Annotated in this window: 12 protein-coding genes; all 12 read left to right on the top strand. The window is 56.8% G+C overall.

Annotated elements, in window-relative coordinates:
• Positions 1-119 precede the first annotated feature (119 nt).
• The gene (gene gbdR, locus CLV83_RS21405) at positions 120-1,268 is read left to right on the top strand and encodes a choline metabolism transcriptional regulator GbdR (protein ID WP_132297712.1); all 1,149 of its coding nucleotides are present in this window, start codon (positions 120-122) and stop codon (positions 1,266-1,268) included.
• A gap of 284 nt (positions 1,269-1,552) precedes the next feature.
• Positions 1,553-2,530, top strand: a complete 978-nt coding sequence (locus CLV83_RS21400; protein ID WP_132297709.1) for a dipeptidase — start codon at positions 1,553-1,555, stop codon at positions 2,528-2,530.
• Between the two features lie 709 nt (positions 2,531-3,239).
• On the top strand, positions 3,240-3,773 hold the full coding sequence (locus CLV83_RS21395) for a 4-vinyl reductase (RefSeq protein WP_132297706.1): 534 nt from the start codon (positions 3,240-3,242) through the stop codon (positions 3,771-3,773).
• Between the two features lie 91 nt (positions 3,774-3,864).
• Positions 3,865-5,928 carry a dimethylglycine demethylation protein DgcA gene (gene dgcA, locus CLV83_RS21390; RefSeq protein WP_132297703.1) on the top strand — a complete coding sequence of 688 codons (2,064 nt, stop codon included), beginning with the start codon at positions 3,865-3,867 and terminating at the stop codon, positions 5,926-5,928.
• Between the two features lie 183 nt (positions 5,929-6,111).
• Entirely contained in the window at positions 6,112-8,091 is a 1,980-nt protein-coding gene (locus CLV83_RS21385) for a (Fe-S)-binding protein (protein ID WP_132297970.1), read from the top strand.
• The gene (etfA, locus tag CLV83_RS21380; RefSeq protein ID WP_132297700.1) at positions 8,091-9,332 is read left to right on the top strand and encodes an electron transfer flavoprotein subunit alpha; all 1,242 of its coding nucleotides are present in this window, start codon (positions 8,091-8,093) and stop codon (positions 9,330-9,332) included. Before CLV83_RS21385 ends, etfA begins: the two co-directional genes overlap by 1 nt.
• Complete coding sequence (gene etfB / locus CLV83_RS21375) at positions 9,322-10,116, top strand: electron transfer flavoprotein subunit beta (RefSeq protein WP_132297697.1); 795 nt, start codon at positions 9,322-9,324, stop codon at positions 10,114-10,116. The genes etfA and etfB overlap by 11 nt, the downstream gene beginning before the upstream one ends.
• 756 nt (positions 10,117-10,872) lie before the next feature.
• Complete coding sequence (locus CLV83_RS21370; RefSeq protein WP_132297694.1) at positions 10,873-12,474, top strand: BCCT family transporter; 1,602 nt, start codon at positions 10,873-10,875, stop codon at positions 12,472-12,474.
• 19 nt (positions 12,475-12,493) lie between these two features.
• Positions 12,494-12,739: a hypothetical protein gene (locus CLV83_RS21365; RefSeq protein ID WP_132297691.1), complete on the top strand. Its 246-nt coding sequence runs from the start codon at positions 12,494-12,496 to the stop codon at positions 12,737-12,739.
• A 62-nt stretch (positions 12,740-12,801) separates the two neighbouring features.
• Positions 12,802-13,809 carry a TRAP transporter substrate-binding protein DctP gene (dctP, locus tag CLV83_RS21360; protein WP_132297688.1) on the top strand — a complete coding sequence of 336 codons (1,008 nt, stop codon included), beginning with the start codon at positions 12,802-12,804 and terminating at the stop codon, positions 13,807-13,809.
• 135 nt (positions 13,810-13,944) lie between these two features.
• Positions 13,945-14,454, top strand: a complete 510-nt coding sequence (locus CLV83_RS21355; RefSeq protein WP_132297685.1) for a TRAP transporter small permease — start codon at positions 13,945-13,947, stop codon at positions 14,452-14,454.
• Position 14,455: 1 nt separating this feature from the next.
• On the top strand, positions 14,456-15,754 hold the full coding sequence (locus tag CLV83_RS21350; protein WP_132297682.1) for a TRAP transporter large permease: 1,299 nt from the start codon (positions 14,456-14,458) through the stop codon (positions 15,752-15,754).
• The last annotated feature ends 60 nt before the right edge of the window (positions 15,755-15,814 follow it).

Genomic DNA, 15,814 nt, shown 5'->3' with positions numbered 1-15,814 from the left:
GGTAATTCCGCCGCATCTATTCACAATTGCGACATCAGTTCTCAGAGCGACCCAACGATAAGTATAAAAAGGCACAGCCCTTGCTAAATGTGCCACATAGTAAAAATGGGGTAGCGCAAATGTCTGAGATCTCTTCTTCCTGTCAGGCTTCGGCAGTTAAAAACAAGTCCCGTAATATCGGTTTCTTGCTGCTGGATAATTTCACTATGATTGCGCTGGCGTCTGCGGTTGAACCGCTGCGTATGGCCAATCAGCTCAGTGGACGTGAGTTATATAATTGGCACACCCTGACAGAGGATGGTGGCCAGGTTATGGCAAGCGATGGGATCCGCATTACGCCGGATAGCTCCATTGCTGATGCTCCTGCGCTGGATACGCTTATCGTTGTGGGTGGTGTCAATATCACCCGCAGTTTCACTCGTCGTCAGGTCAGCTGGCTGCAGTCCATGGCGCGCAAACATATCCTTATTGGCGGTGTATGTACCGGTCCTTACCTGCTGGCGGAAGCCGGTCTGCTGGACGGTTACGATTGCAGCGCTCACTGGGAGTGTATCGCCTCTCTGCAGGAAGCCTTTCCGAAGGTTCGCTGCACCAACCATCTGTTTGTAATCGATCGTGATCGCATGACCTGCTCCGGTGGTACCGTACCGCTGGACATGATGCTGAACATGATCAAGCGCGATTTCGGCTATCAGCTGACAGCCGGTATCTCCGAAATGTTTATCTGCGACCGTGTGCGTAACGAGTCTGACTACCAGCGTATCCCGCTGCGTCATGTACTCGGCACCACTCAGCCGAAACTGGTTGAAGCGGTATCGCTGATGGAGTCCAACATCGAAGAGGCTATCGAGCTTGATGAACTGGCTGGCTATGTCGGTCTGTCACGTCGTCAGCTGGAGCGTCTGTTCCAGAAGTATCTGCAGTGTTCGCCCTCCAAGTACTATCTGAAGCTGCGTCTGTTCCGTGCACGCCAGCTGCTGAAACAGACCTCCATGTCGATCATCGAGATCGCCGCAGCCTGCGGATTTGTCTCCACGCCGCACTTCAGCAAGTGCTACCGTGAGCATATCGGTATCCCGCCGCGTGAAGAGCGTAGCGGTATGCGTAGCCAGGAACGTTCGCAGACAGTAACGCCGCTGGTGACTACGGCTCTGCCGGGTCTGAATCAGAAGGGCGATCAGTTGCAGCGTACCAACAGTGAACTGGCGATGCGTGCGTTAAGCGAAGCGCAGTTTGAACCAACTTACGGTTCCGTCTCACTCCAGTAAACGGGTGAGTCGGCTCCGACAGAAGCCGCGTCCCTTTGGGCGCGGCTTTTTTGTTGGACTGCTTGATGCCTTTGCGCCAATCAGGAAACTCTTTCAGCTAAGCGGGTTTGAGCTTGAAAAAGAGTAAACTGACTGGGGCTGTCACTGCGCTATACGTCAGTCCGATGACGCTTTTAGAACAATCGTTGGCGTGCTTTAGTCCTATTCTGGGTGGCATTAAAGGCACCAGTAGCCGGTTTAGAGGCCGGTTCCCGTAGCTGGTTTGAGTAACAATAGGTGGAAAGATGAACGCAGCAGAGTTGCACAAAGACGCCATCGTTATCGATGGTCTGGTTTGCGGAAAAATGAACCTTGAGCTGTTCCAGGATATGCACAAGGGTGGTGTTACCACCGCAAGCTGCACCATGGCGTTTTGGGAAAACTTTCAGGGCACGGTGAATAACATCGCCGGCGTTAACAAGATTATCGATGAAAACCCTGAGATGTTGCTCAAGGTCCGCACCACCGATGATATTCGCCGCGCCAAGGCCGAAGGTAAAACCGGCGTTCTGATGAGCTTCCAGAACACCTATGCCTACGAAGACCAGATCAGCTACGTGCAGATCTTCAAAGAGCTGGGCGTGGGCATCGCACAGATGTGCTACAACACCCAGAACCTGGTAGGTACCGGCTGCTACGAGCGTGACGGTGGTCTGTCTGATTTCGGTCGCGAAATCATGTGGGAGATGAACCGCGTCGGCGTGATGTGCGACCTCTCTCATGTAGGCTCCAAGACCTCCGAAGAAGTGATCCTCGAGTCCAAGAAGCCGGTGTGCTATTCACACTGTCTGCCGAGCGGTCTGAAAGAACATCCGCGTAACAAGTCAGATGAAGAGCTGAAGTTCATCGCTGACCGCGGCGGTTTCGTTGGTGTGACCATGTTTGCGCCGTTCCTCAAGAACGGTATCAACTCCACCATCGAAGACTACGTTGAAGCGATCCGTTACGTGTTCAACATCGTCGGTGAAGACCAGATCGGTATCGGTACTGACTTCACACAGGGTCAGGGCCAGGACTTCTTTGAATACCTGACTCACGACAAGGGCTACGCCCGTCGCCTGACCAACTTCGGTAAGATCATCAACCCGAAAGGTATCCGTACCCTGGGTGAGTTCCCGAACCTGACCGAAGCGCTGCTGAACGATGGTTTCACTGAAACTCAGGTTCGCAAGATCATGGGCGAGAACTGGGTTCGCATCCTGGGCGAAGTCTGGGGCGAGTAATCTCGGCAAGGCCCGTTGGCGGGTTTTGCTGCTCTAAGCCGGTTTCAGCCGGTTCCCAGAGCTGAATAACATTAAGATCGAGAGCCTCGGCTCTCGGTCTTTTCGTGCTGCTGTTTTAATCCTCTGTTCTCTGTTCCCGGCCTTCGCTCCTTGGCCGTCGGTCTCGCTTCTCTGCTTTTTTCTTCTTTGGTCGCTCTCTTGGCTGCATCCTGTTGCCTGCTCCAGGTGTGTCGCTTTTGTATCTATTGATCGGTTTCGGCGCGCCAGTCGGAGCTCCGCAACAGGGTTTATTTCTGCGCAGGGCCACGCCAGGACGGTTTTTCGACTATTAATTGATAAGAAATTTTCGCCATGTCGTTTTCTGTCCCTCTATTTCGTTTGGATGACGCAAACAGAAAAGGCCCTTGTTGCGCATGCTCGTAGTGTTGGTGGCATGTGAACACCCGTTGTCGATATCGGAACGGGAATGTCGGGCGATGAAGGCATTTCGGCTTGAGCTCAGACATCACGGGAGGTCTGGAGAGTCGGTGTTGTTGTTTGAATGGTGCGTGAAGCGCTGTATCAGACAGGAATGAACCGCTTAACCGGTAGAAACACGAGGGTTATTTAACCCCTTCGTTTCCAGTGTTATGCGTGTCGTTTCCAGCAACATTGGCCCCTAAGTGCCTACCTATAATGCGGACAAATGCCCTTGTTGGAGGTTGAGAATATGAGTAGCCACGCACCTGAAATGCCGATCAATGTAGACGACGAAACCGGCGTCTGGACCACCGATGCACTGCCGATGCTGTATGTGCCGCGCCACTTCTTCGTTAACAACCACATGGGTATTGAAGAAGAGATTGGTGCTGAGCGCTACGCAGAGATCCTCTACAAGGCTGGTTACAAGTCCGCCTACTACTGGTGTGAAAAGGAAGCTGAAGCGCACGGTATCTCTGGTGCTGACGTCTGGCATCACTACCTGAAGCGTCTGTCTCAGCGCGGTTGGGGCTTCTTCATCACTGAAGAGCTGGATATCGAAAAGGGCACCGCTCGCGTGCGTCTGGAAAACTCCGCGTTCGTTTACCAGTACGGCAAGGTTAACCGCAAGGTGGATTACATGTTCACTGGCTGGTTCGCCGGTGCTCTGGATCAGATCGCTGAAAGCCTGGGTTACTCCGTACGCACTAAAGCCGTACAGACCCAGAGCGCCGCAGAAGAAGGCTATGATTACGGCATCTTCGAAGTGACGCCCGTCGCTTAAATAAAAGTGCTGAGCTAATTCAGCGAAAACAAAAGAACCAACCCGGAGCCGCCATAGGCGGTTTCGGCCCTTAGTAAAGTTGGGGTGAACCATGTCGCAGTTCGATGCACTGTTCCAGCCGTTGAACATCAACAAGCTGACCATCCGTAACCGTATTGTCAGTACCGCTCACGCCGAGGTCTATGCGACCGATGGCGGTATGACTACCGATCGTTACGTTAAATATTACGAAGAGAAGGCCAAGGGCGGTTGTGGTCTCTGCATCTGCGGCGGTTCCAGTGTTGTCTCCATCGACAGCCCGCAGAGCTGGTGGAGCTCGGTCAACCTGTCTACTGACCGTATCATCCCGCACTTCCAGAATCTGGCCGACGCAGTGCATAAGCACGGCGGCAAGATCATGATTCAGATCTCCCACATGGGCCGTCGTTCCCGCTGGGACGGTGAAAACTGGCCGAACCTGATGTCTCCGTCAGGCATCCGTGAGCCGGTACACCGCGCGACCTGTAAGACCATCGAAGAGGAAGAGATCTGGCGCGTTATCGGCGACTTCGCGAAAGCCGCCGTACGTGCGAAAGAGGGTGGCCTGGACGGCGTTGAGCTGTCTGCAGTGCACCAGCACATGATCGACCAGTTCTGGTCTCCGCGTGTGAACAAGCGTACCGACGAGTGGGGCGGCACCTTCGAGAACCGTATGCGTTTCGGTCTGGAAGTGGCTAAAGCCGTACGCGAAGCGGTGGGTCCTGACTTTGTTGTCGGCATGCGTATCACCGGTGACGAGTTCCACCCGGACGGTCTGAACCACGACGACATGAAGCAGATCGCGGCGTACTACGACGCGACTGGCCTGATCGACTACTTCGGTGTGGTCGGTTCCGGTTGTGATACTCACAACACCCTGGCTAACGTTATCCCGAATATGAGCTACCCGCCGGAGCCGTTCCTGCACCTGGCGGCCGGTATCAAGGAAGTGGTTTCCGTTCCGGTTATCCACGCCCAGAACATCAAGGACCCGAACCAGGCCAAGCGTATCCTGGAAGCCGGTTACGTTGATTTTGTCGGTATGACCCGTGCGCACATCGCTGATCCGCACTTCATCGCCAAGATCAAGATGGATCAGGTTGACCAGATCCGTCAGTGCGTCGGTGCCAACTACTGCATCGACCGTCAGTACATGGGTCTGGATGTACTCTGCATCCAGAACGCTGCGACCTCCCGTGAATACATGGGTCTGCCGCACATCATCGAAAAAACCACTGGCCCGATCCGTAACGTCGTCGTTATCGGCGGTGGTCCCGGTGGTATGGAAGCAGCCCGTGTCGCCGCCGAGCGCGGTCACAAGGTGACCCTGGTCGAGAAAGCGGAAGAGCTGGGCGGTCAGGTAACTATCGCTGCGAAAGCACCGCAGCGTGACCAGATGGCTGGTATCACCCGCTGGCTGGCGATGGAACTGGATCGTCTGGGTGTTGATGTTCGCCTGGGTACCGACGCTAACGCTGACATGATCCGTGACCTGAAGCCGGATGTCTGTGTCCTGGCTACCGGTGGTACACCGTTTATCGAGCAGAACCCGGAGTGGGGCGCTGCCGAAGGTCTGGTCGTATCCAGCTGGGATGTGATCAACGGCGTGGTCGAACCTGGCAAAAATGTTCTGATCTACGACACTATCTGTGAGTTCTCCGGTATGTCCGCAGCGGACTACCTGGCGGCTAAAGGCTCCATGGTTGAGCTGGTGACCGACGATATCAAGCCGGGTGTGGGCATCGGTGGTACCACCTTCCCGACCTACTACCGCAGCCTGTATGAGAAAGAGGTGATCATGACCTCTGATCTGATGCTGGAGAAGGTATACCGTGAAGGCGACAAGCTGGTAGCTGTGCTGGAGAACGAGTACACCGGTCAGAAGGAAGAGCGCGTTGTTGACCAGGTTGTGGTCGAAAACGGCATCCGTCCGAACGAAGCGCTGTACTACGAACTCAAGGCTGAGTCTCGCAACAAGGGGCAGATCGACGTCGAAGCGCTGTTTGATATCAAGCCGCAGCCGGTACTGTCCGAGTCTGGTGATGGCATGATCCTGTGGCGCCTGGGTGATTGCGTATCCCAGCGTAACACCCACGCTGCGATCTACGACGCACTGCGTCTCTGCAAGGATCTGTAAGCGCCGGTTGGCAGGGCGCCCGGAACAGTGAGTCCGTTGAAGACTATCCGACACGCACCGGCAGGGATGCCGGTGTGAGCCCTTCAGGGAATGAGTGAGGGCAAGTCTGAGCCGTTCGACTCTTACCGTCCGCAAGCGTTCTGCCTTCTCTATGCCTAGGTTATTTCAAGAGGGCTCATCATGATCCTCGATTGGTTACTTCCCGTTCTGATCTCAGTGGCGCTGCTGCTGGCCGTGGCCGGCATGCTCAAGCGGATCAGTCTCTGGCGCGCCGGTCAGCCGGAAAAAGTCAGCTTTTTCTCTGGCCTGATGGCGATGCCGCGCCGCTACCTGGTGGATCTGCACCACGTAGTTGAGCGTGATAAATACATGTCTAAAACCCACGTGGCGACCGCGGGCGGCTTTGTGCTGTCGATGGTGCTGATTCTGGCGGTACACCTGTTCGGTGTTGAAAACCGCTGGCTCAGCTACGCGCTGCTGAGTGCCCTGGTGCTGATGTTCGTGGGCGCGCTGTTCGTCTTCAAACGTCGTCTGAACCCGCCGTCGCGCCTGTCGAAAGGCCCCTGGATGCGACTGCCGAAGAGTCTGCTGATGTTTGCTGTCAGCTTCTTCATCGCAACCCTGCCTGCCGCCGGCATCCTGCCGGAAAACTTCGGCGGCTGGTTACTGGCTGCCGTGCTGGCTGCCGGTATCGTCTGGGGTATGGGTGAGCTGCTGTTCGGCATGGGCTGGGGCGGTCCGATGAAGCACGCCTTCGCCGGTTCCCTGCACCTGGCGTTTCACCGTCGCCCGGAGCGTTTTGGTGGTGGTCGTTCCACCGGTCTCAAGCCGGTTGACCTGACTGCGGCCAAACTGGGTGTTGAAAAGCCCACCGACTTCAAATGGAACCAGCTGCTTGGCTTCGACGCCTGCGTTCAGTGTGGTAAGTGTGAAGCGATGTGCCCGGCGTTTGCCGCTGGCCAGCCGCTGAACCCGAAAAAACTGATCCAGGATATGGTCGTTGGTCTGGCTGGCGGTTCCGATGCCAAGTTCGCCGGTAGCCCCTACCCGGGTATTGAAGTGGGCAAGGCTGAAGGTGGTCCGAACAAGACCATCACTGAAGGTCTGGTGAGCCCGGATACGCTCTGGTCCTGCACCACCTGCCGTGCCTGCGTGGAAGAGTGCCCGATGATGATCGAGCACGTGGACGCTATCGTCGATATGCGCCGTTTCCTAACCCTGGAAAAGGGCAACACCCCGAACAAGGGTGCCGAGGTACTGGATAACCTGATCGCCACCGATAACCCGAACGGTTTCAATCCGGGCAGCCGCATGAACTGGGCCGCGGATCAGAACCTGCGCGTTATGAAAGACGTGAAGGAAGCTGACGTGCTGTTCTGGGTATCCGATGGTGCGTTCGACATGCGCAGTCAGCGTATTCTGCGCTCCTTCGTCAAGGTGCTGAAGGCCGCCAACGTGGACTTCGCGGTACTCGGTGATGAAGAGCGTGACTCTGGTGACGTAGCCCGTCGTCTGGGTGATGACGCCACCTTCCAGAGCCTGGCGAAGCGCAATATCGCCGCCATGAGCCAGTACAAGTTCAAGCGCATCGTTACCACGGATCCGCACGCATTCCACTGCTTGAAGAACGAGTACGCTGACCTCTACCCTGAAGGTCAGAAACCGGACTACGAAGTGCTGCACCACACTACGTTCATCAATGAACTGGTGAAGGCTGGCGCACTGAGCCTGGAAGAGTTCAAGGGCGGTACCGTGACCTATCACGATCCCTGCTACCTGGGCCGCTACAATGGTGAGTACGACTCCCCGCGCGAGCTGCTCAACGAGCTGGGTATCGAAATTGCCGAGATGGAACGTTCCGGCTTCCGCTCCCGCTGCTGTGGCGGTGGTGGTGGCGCCCCGATCACCGATATTCCGGGTGAACGCCGTATCGCCGATATGCGTATGGCCGAAATCAAGGAAACCGGCGCAGAGCTGGTAGCGGTGGGCTGTCAGCAGTGTACAGCGATGCTTGAGGGTGTGGTTGAACCCCGCGCCGAAGTGAAAGATATCGCCGAGCTGGTAGCTGATGCGCTGATCGAAGGGGATGCTCCGGTCTCTAAGAAGAACGGCAAGCAGGCTAAACCCAACGCTGACAAGCGGGTAGCTGAGGAGATCCTGTAATGAGCGATGAGATCATCCGTCGCGATCCGCGAGCCGAGTGGATCGCACGCAACCGACTGCACCCGCTGCATGACGCCATGCAGCAGGCCGGTGCGGCGGAAACGCGCGGCCCTTCTGGTCTGATTCGCCGTAACCCGCATGCGGTCGGCTTTATCGGCCCGAACGGTATCAAGCGTATCGACCGCATGAACGGTAACGGCCCGGCCGTGGGTGGACGCCGCAGTGCCGGCGCCGCCAAAGAGGTCGAGCTGCCGCTGCACAAGGTTGAAAACCCGGATTACTACGTGGTTGTGGTTCCGGACATGGTCGGCGGTCGTCTCAGTGGTCATGACCGTGACGTGATTGGCCAGGCGCACAAGCTGATTCGTGAAGGCGAGGGCGCGGGCGCAGTGTTGGCTGTCGTCTTCGGCGAGCATCGTGAAGAAGCGTTCGACAAGGCCGGTGTAGACCGTCTGCTCAACATCACCGGTGAAGCCTTTGAAGGTTACACCCCGGAGCTGCGTGTCGCTGCTCTGGAACAGGTCGAGAAAGAGTACGCGCCGAAATACTGGCTGCTGCCTGACAGCGTCGCTGCCGGCTTCGAACTCGGCTGCCGACTGGCTGCTCGTATTGGTGAGCGCCCGGCGACTCAGGCCTGGCAGGTCAGCAGTGAAGAGGCGATCTGCCGTGGCGCCGGTGGTACCACCGACATCACTCGCAAGACGCCGCGTCTGATGCTGCTGGCGGAAGAGTGTGCCGAGCCGATCGACGAAACCCGTCATGAAGTGCTGCCGGTTGAACTGGAAGCCAGTGTCAGCGTTCAGGCGGTTATTCAGGATTGCGGACAGGTTGCGGTTGATCCGAACGCCATCCCGCTGGGTGAGGCTGAGTTCATTCTGTCCGCCGGTAACGGTGTCACCGACTGGAACCAGTTCCACCAGGCGGCCGAAGCCTTGGGCGCCACCGAAGGCGCAAGCCGTGTGGCGGTGGACGATGGCAACATGCCGCGCTTCCGTCAGGTCGGCGCCACCGGTACCTGGGTTACCGCCCGCGTTTACGTGGCGGTGGGTATCTCCGGTGCGGTTCAGCACCTGCAGGGTATCGGCCAGTGCGACAAGGTTATCGCAATCAATACCGATGTGGGCTGTGACATGGTCAAGCGTGCCGCGCTCAGCTGTATCGCAGACAGTGGGGAAGTGATGGCCGAGCTGATTCGTCTGGCCAACGCTTACCGTCAGGAGGTGGTTGAAAATGCAGCCTGATAAACAGAACGCCAACCTGCGCATCGCAGCGCTGGTCTCCGTCGGCAAGCACCCCGGTTCAGGTCGAGCGCGCCGTGCCGAGCAGGACGCCCGTGCCGTTGAGATGGGCCTGGCCATGGCGCCTCAGGGTCTGGAAGTACTGCACGCCGGTGATCCGCACGCTGAAGCCCTGCGCGCCTATGCGGGTATGGGATTGAAGAAAATTCGGATCCTGCAGCAGGGTGAAAACGCGGATGCGGTGCCTGCGCTGAGCCAGTACCTGGGTGAAAGCAAGCCCGATATCGTGTTGACCGGCGTACGCGCCGAAAGCGGTGAATCCTCCGGGATGATGGCTTACCTGTTGGGCGAAAAGCTCGGCATGCCGGTGGTGACACGTATCGCCGAGATCGTCAGCATCGATAACGGCCAGGCGAACCTGCTGCAGGCGCTGCCGCGCGGTCAGCGTCGCGCCCTGCGTGTACCGCTGCCGTTCGTGGCCAGTGTCGATATGGCCGCCGCGGCGCCGCGTCAGAGCGCCTTTGGCCCCGCCAGCCGTGCCGAGATGGAAGCCAAAAAGGCTGATGTCGAGGTGCGGGACGAGGTTCAGGCCAGCTGGAGCGAAGCGCCGGCGCGTAAGCGACCCAAGCGTCTCAAAGTGGTCAAGGCGAAAACCGCTGCTGATCGCTTCAAGGCGGCTACCGCCAAGTCCTCAGGGGATGGTGGTAAGGTGCTGCGTGACAAGCCGGCCAGTGAAATGGCCCAGGCAGTCTTCGATCTGCTGCTGGAAGAGGGCGTTATCCGCTGATTCCCGGCTGACTGAAAGCTTGCGAAACGAAAAACCGGCATCGATTGCCGGTTTTTTTGTGCCTGGGGCTAAGGGTGCTTTTTTGGGTTAAATCCGCCGAACGTGCTTTGATTGAACCGCTTAGTTCAGTGAAATTACTATTTTCGTCGGTGTCGCTCAGGGGAATGTGTGGGGCGATCATAAACACTTGTTTAATACTTAACCCGGGCAGAATCTACCCATATTCCGAGCCAAGACAGACAGCCTCACCTCTGTATGCCTCTGCGGAGTATATCCCCTGTTGAAGGCTGGTATTGGTTACCCACTGATTACCAGTTGCACGGCAAGTTTCCGGTGCACCCCGGAGCAATTCACGGTTCTAATCTTTAGTCCCTCCATATGGAGGGGCTTTTTTTCTTCTATTAATCATGCTGGCAGGATAAAGCTCTATTGGTCGGCGGGTTTTTAGCTTTTTATAGAAAAAAGCACCAACATTAGATATGTCGCAAATAGATAAGGCCTTTGCGCCATGTCGCAATTCCCCGGGTTTTAGCCCGGTTCCTGTCGCTAATGGAACAACACCAGATACCCTTATTCGTAGTATGGAGAACGTCTTGTAGCCACGGCCGCTTCGATCCGGTTTTCCGGGTCGGGAGTTCCTCTCGCTCTTTTGCAGATCACCCCCGTTCTGCAGCGGTCTGGCAAGCAAAAAATAAGAAAAACAGGGCCGCTTCAGGTAATGAGCCTGGCGGTATAGAGCGTTCGAAGGAGAGCTTAATGAAAGGTGTGAATAAAGGTCAGGCCGTCGCTGAAGCGGCGGTTATCACCGCGGAATATGATACGGACTACCAGGTAGGTCAGGACAACGTCAAACTTCTCGGGCTGGATGTACACAACCCCGTGTTCGGCATCAGTGCCGGGCTCATTCTGCTGTTTATCATAGGAACTCTGCTGTTCCCGGTCGGTGCAAAAGAGGCTCTCTCTGGTGCTAAAGGCTGGTCGATTGAAAACTTTGACTGGCTGTTCATGGTCGGTGGAAACCTGTTCGTCGTATTCTGTCTGGCGCTGATCCTGCTGCCGGTCGGTAAAATCCGCCTCGGCGGTGTTAATGCTAAAACTGAATTCTCCACTATCTCCTGGTTCTCCATGCTGTTCGCAGCAGGCATGGGTATCGGTCTGATGTTCTGGAGTGTCGCCGAGCCGGTGGCTTACTACACCGACTGGTATGGCACCCCGCTGAACGCTGCCGCAGGTACGCCTGAAGGCGCAGCCATGGCACTGGGCGCGACCATGTTCCACTGGGGTCTGCATCCCTGGGCAATCTACGCGGTCGTAGGTCTTTCCCTGGCGTTCTTCGCCTACAACAAAGGCCTGCCGCTGACCGTCCGTTCCGCTTTCTACCCGATCCTCGGTCGCGGTACCTGGGGGCCGATCGGTCACCTGATCGATATCCTGGCGGTGTTGGCAACCATCTTTGGTCTGGCTACCTCCCTGGGCTTCGGTGCGCAGCAGGCGGCCGGTGGTCTGAACTACCTGTTCGGTATCGCTAACGACCTCTCCACCCAGGTGGCGGTGATCATCGTTGTTACCGGCATCGCGCTGTTTTCAGTGGCCCGTGGCATGGACGGTGGCGTCAAACTGCTCTCCAACATCAACATGGTTATCGCCGCAGGTCTGATCGGCCTGATTATCGTGATCGGTCCGACCCTGAAGATCTTCTCCAATGTCGGCACCATCTTCGTCAGCTATGCTGAAAACATCATCCCGCTTTCCAACTGGATTGGTCGTGAAGATGGCACCTGGTACCACGGCTGGACCGTGTTCTACTGGGCATGGTGGGTCTCCTGGTCACCGTTCGTCGGCATGTTCATCGCCCGCGTTTCCCGTGGCCGTACCGTGCGTGAATTCGTCATCGCGGTGCTGCTGGTACCGACAGCGGTCACTCTGATCTGGATGGCTGTGATGGGCGGAACCGCCATAGAGCAGGCAACCAACGGTGTTGGTCAGCTGGCCAACGGTATCAGCGATGTATCCCTGGCGATGTTCCACATGTTTGAGAACCTGCCGCTGACATCGCTGCTCTCTGCTGTCGGTATCGTGCTGGTGCTGGTGTTCTTCATCACCTCGTCCGACTCCGGCTCTCTGGTGATCGATAGCATCACTGCAGGCGGAAAAACCGATGCTCCGATGCCGCAGCGCATGTTCTGGGCGTCCGCAGTCGGTATCATTGCCGGCACCCTGTTGGTGGGCGGTGGTTCCGAGGCGCTGAGCGCGCTTCAGTCCGGCGCGGTTGCTACAGGCTTGCCGTTTACCATGGTTCTGATTTTGATGTGCCTGAGCTTGTACATGGGGCTCAAATCCGAGGTGCATCTGCACTAAATCTAAAGGAGTTTTCCCAATGATGTTCGCCGACCTGATTGACCTGGAGGATTTTGCAAGCCGTCTGCGTGAGCTTGGAATCCCTGTGCCGGCTGGAGCCGACGAGGCCAAGGTGGAAGGCGAACTTGAAACGTGGATCAAGGAAGGCTCTGACGAGCAGCGATCCGCACTCGGAGGGATGCTATCTGAGCTGGAGAAAGAGTTCGAAGGACTGATGTTGCCCAGCGTAGAGGAGATAGTGAAAAACGCGCAGTCGAAAATGTAGGAACGGCGCGGGCCGCTGCGCCCGCGCCAACCACCAACGATTGAAGTAAGGGGACAAGATCTATGAAATCCAAAGGCTTTAGCCTGAAAGCCCTCGCGGCAGCGGTTGCCACTGCGGCCATGCTGACCAGCACCGGTGCCAACGCACTGACCCTGAAACTGGCGACCGACTCCGGTACCAAGGGTTCTCCGGCGGGCAACGCGCTGGAGAAGTGGGGCAAGCTGATCGAAGAGAAGTCCGGTGGCGAAATCGAAACCCGCGTGTTCTACCAGAACGAACTGGGCGGACAGCAGGAGGTATTCGACCTGCACGTGGCGGGTGACGTGGACGTGATGCTGAACTGGCCGATGACGTCTTACGACAAGCGTATCGGTGTTATCTACACCCCTTACATGACCCTGTCCTGGGACGAAGCGCTGAAAGCCTACAGCCCGGGCGGCTGGGTCAACAACATGCTGGGCGGTATCTGGAGCGATATCGGCCTGAAGTTCTTCGGTCCCTGGCCGGAAGGCTTTAACGGTGTTGGTTCGCGCGGCAAATACGCGCTGAACATCGAAGATGCCGAAGGCCTGAAAGTCCGTACCATGACCGTTTTCCCGGCTCCGCAGACCATGCAGGCTCTGGGTTACCAGACCGCGGCTATCGACTGGGGTGAAGTGTATACCGCACTGCAGACCGGCGTTGTCGACGGTGAAGCCGGTAACGTTATCTACTGGGACTACGAGTACTTCCGTGACTCCCTGGATTACTACGTACAGACCAAGCACTTCTTCATGACCGGCGTTCTGTCCATGAACCTGGATACCTGGGACAGCATGAGCGAAGAAGAGCAGAAAGTCGTTGCTGAAGCGGCTGAAGAGATCATGAACGATCAGTTCAAGGCGGCTAAAGAGCAGGACGAGTACTACATCGCCAAGGCTCAGGAAGAGGGCATGGAATACTTCGAGCCGACTGATGAGCAGATCCGCGAGTTCGCCAAGGCTGCCCGTGAAAAGGTATGGCCGCAGATGGAAGAAGAGATCGGCTCTGAGATCATGGAAACGATCCGCGCGAACGCGTCTCCGCTGTAAGCGGGGTAACTGTTATAGCGAGTAAGCAATAGCGAGAAATATTAGTACTATCTAATTATAAGTTGTTGTTTTTACTCGTTGTTTTAACTCACCGGCCCGCTTTGCGGGCTGGTTCGTTCATAGGCTGGAGAAAAAATGATCGGCAGACTTTTTTCCGGACTTGATAACCGCGTGGGCTGGTTGCTGGAAGCGGCAGCGTTTCTGGCCAGCATACTCGTGGTGGGTCTGATGTTGTTTCTGGTGCTGGCGCGCTATGTATTTGGCTGGTCAGTCGTCGGGTTGCTTGAGCTGATCATGCTGTTCGGGATGTGGTTGTACATGCTCGGAGGTTTGATCGCGAGCAGGCGTAATGAGCATCTCGTCGTCGACTTTGTGGAGCTTCAGATCACGGATCAACGCCTGAAGCTGATGCACAAAGCGCTGATTTCACTGATTACCTTCATCATCTGTCTGTTCTTCGTGGTACTGGCGTATCGCATGCTGGCCTGGGGGATGCGGCGTCCGCAGTCGACACCGGGTATGGGGATTCCGCTCTGGTTGCCCCAGGCATCGATCATGCTCGCGGCGGTGGGCTGCAGCTGTTACGCGCTGCGCGATGTTATCTGCGCACTGACTGGTATCAAACGACTGAAAGGGGGGCATTGAGATGGAAGGTTTGATCGCAATTGGCATCCTGCTGGTGCTGATGATCATCGGCGTTCCGGTGGCCTGGTCGTTTGCCGGCGTGCTGGCATACCTGGTCTACGCCTTTGATGCCAACCTGAACACCCTGATGTTGCAGGGCTATCGTTCGGTTGACTCCGTTATCCTTATCGCGCTGCCGTTGTTTGTTCTGACCGGCTACATGATGCAGAGCGGCGGTATCGCCAAGCGTCTGGTGGACTTTATCGAGGTGATGATCGGCAAGCGGCGCGGTGGTATGGGGGCCTCCATGGTGATGGCGTCCGGTATTTTCGGTGCTATCGCTGGTACCGCAACCGCTGCTGTAGCCTCTATCGGTACGATCATGATCGGCCCGCTGGAGCAGCGTGGCTATCCGCGCGCTTACTCATCGGCGCTGCTGGGGATCTCCTCGCTATTGGGGATTCTGATCCCGCCCTCAATCACCATGATTCTGTTTGCCGTGGTCACCCGGCAGTCGGTGGCGGCCTGCTTTGCCGCATCGGTTGGGCCGGCGATTCTGTTGATTATCGGGCTGATTATCGCCAACCGCTTCAGTGTTGGCCGTTTCTTCGAGGAAGTCAGCAGCGCTGCCAATGATGGGCTCGAGCAGCTGCCGGGCAAGGGGCGCGCGACTATCCGTGCTTTCCCGGCGCTATCGCTGCCGATCATTATTCTCGGTGGTATCTACGGCGGTGTCTTCACGCCTACCGAAGCGGCTGCTGTGGCGGCCTTTGCGGCGATGATGATCGGCTTCTTTATCTACAAGGATCTGAACCTCAAGAGCTTCGCCCGTGGGGTGGTTGCGGCTGCCGAGACCACCGGTACCGTGATTCTGATTCTGCTGTTCAGCTTCATGATCGGACGCATTCTGGCGTTTGAGCGGATTCCTCAGGATCTGACCGAGCTGGTGCGCACCATGATCGAGAATCCGCTACTGATTCTGATCGCGGTGAACCTGTTCCTGATCCTCGCCGGCATGATCATGGATGATGTATCGGTCACCGTGGTGGTGGCACCGCTGTTCCTGCCGTTGATGGTCGATACCGGTGTGCATCCGGTGCACTTCGCTTCCATCGTCGCTTGCTCCGTGGTGATCGGAGCGAACAGTCCGCCGGTGGCGCCGATACTCTATATGGCGTGCCGCATCGGTAAGGTGTCGATCCATAAAACCGTGATGCCTGCACTGGGTCTGATGGCCTTTGTCGGCCTGCCGGTGATGATGGTAACCACCTTTGTGCCGGAACTTTCCCTGTTCCTGCCGCGCCTGCTGGGTTTTGTCTGAGTAGAGTGCACTCCGGATGCTCTGATCAACGCCGCATTTGCGGCGTTTTTTCTTTTTGGC

It is taken from the genome of Marinobacterium mangrovicola (assembly GCF_004339595.1).
Classification (GTDB): Bacteria; Pseudomonadota; Gammaproteobacteria; order Pseudomonadales; family Balneatricaceae; genus Marinobacterium_D; species Marinobacterium_D mangrovicola.
The sequence above is the reverse complement of the archived record's forward strand: the minus strand, read 5'-3'. Positions and strand labels throughout refer to the sequence as shown.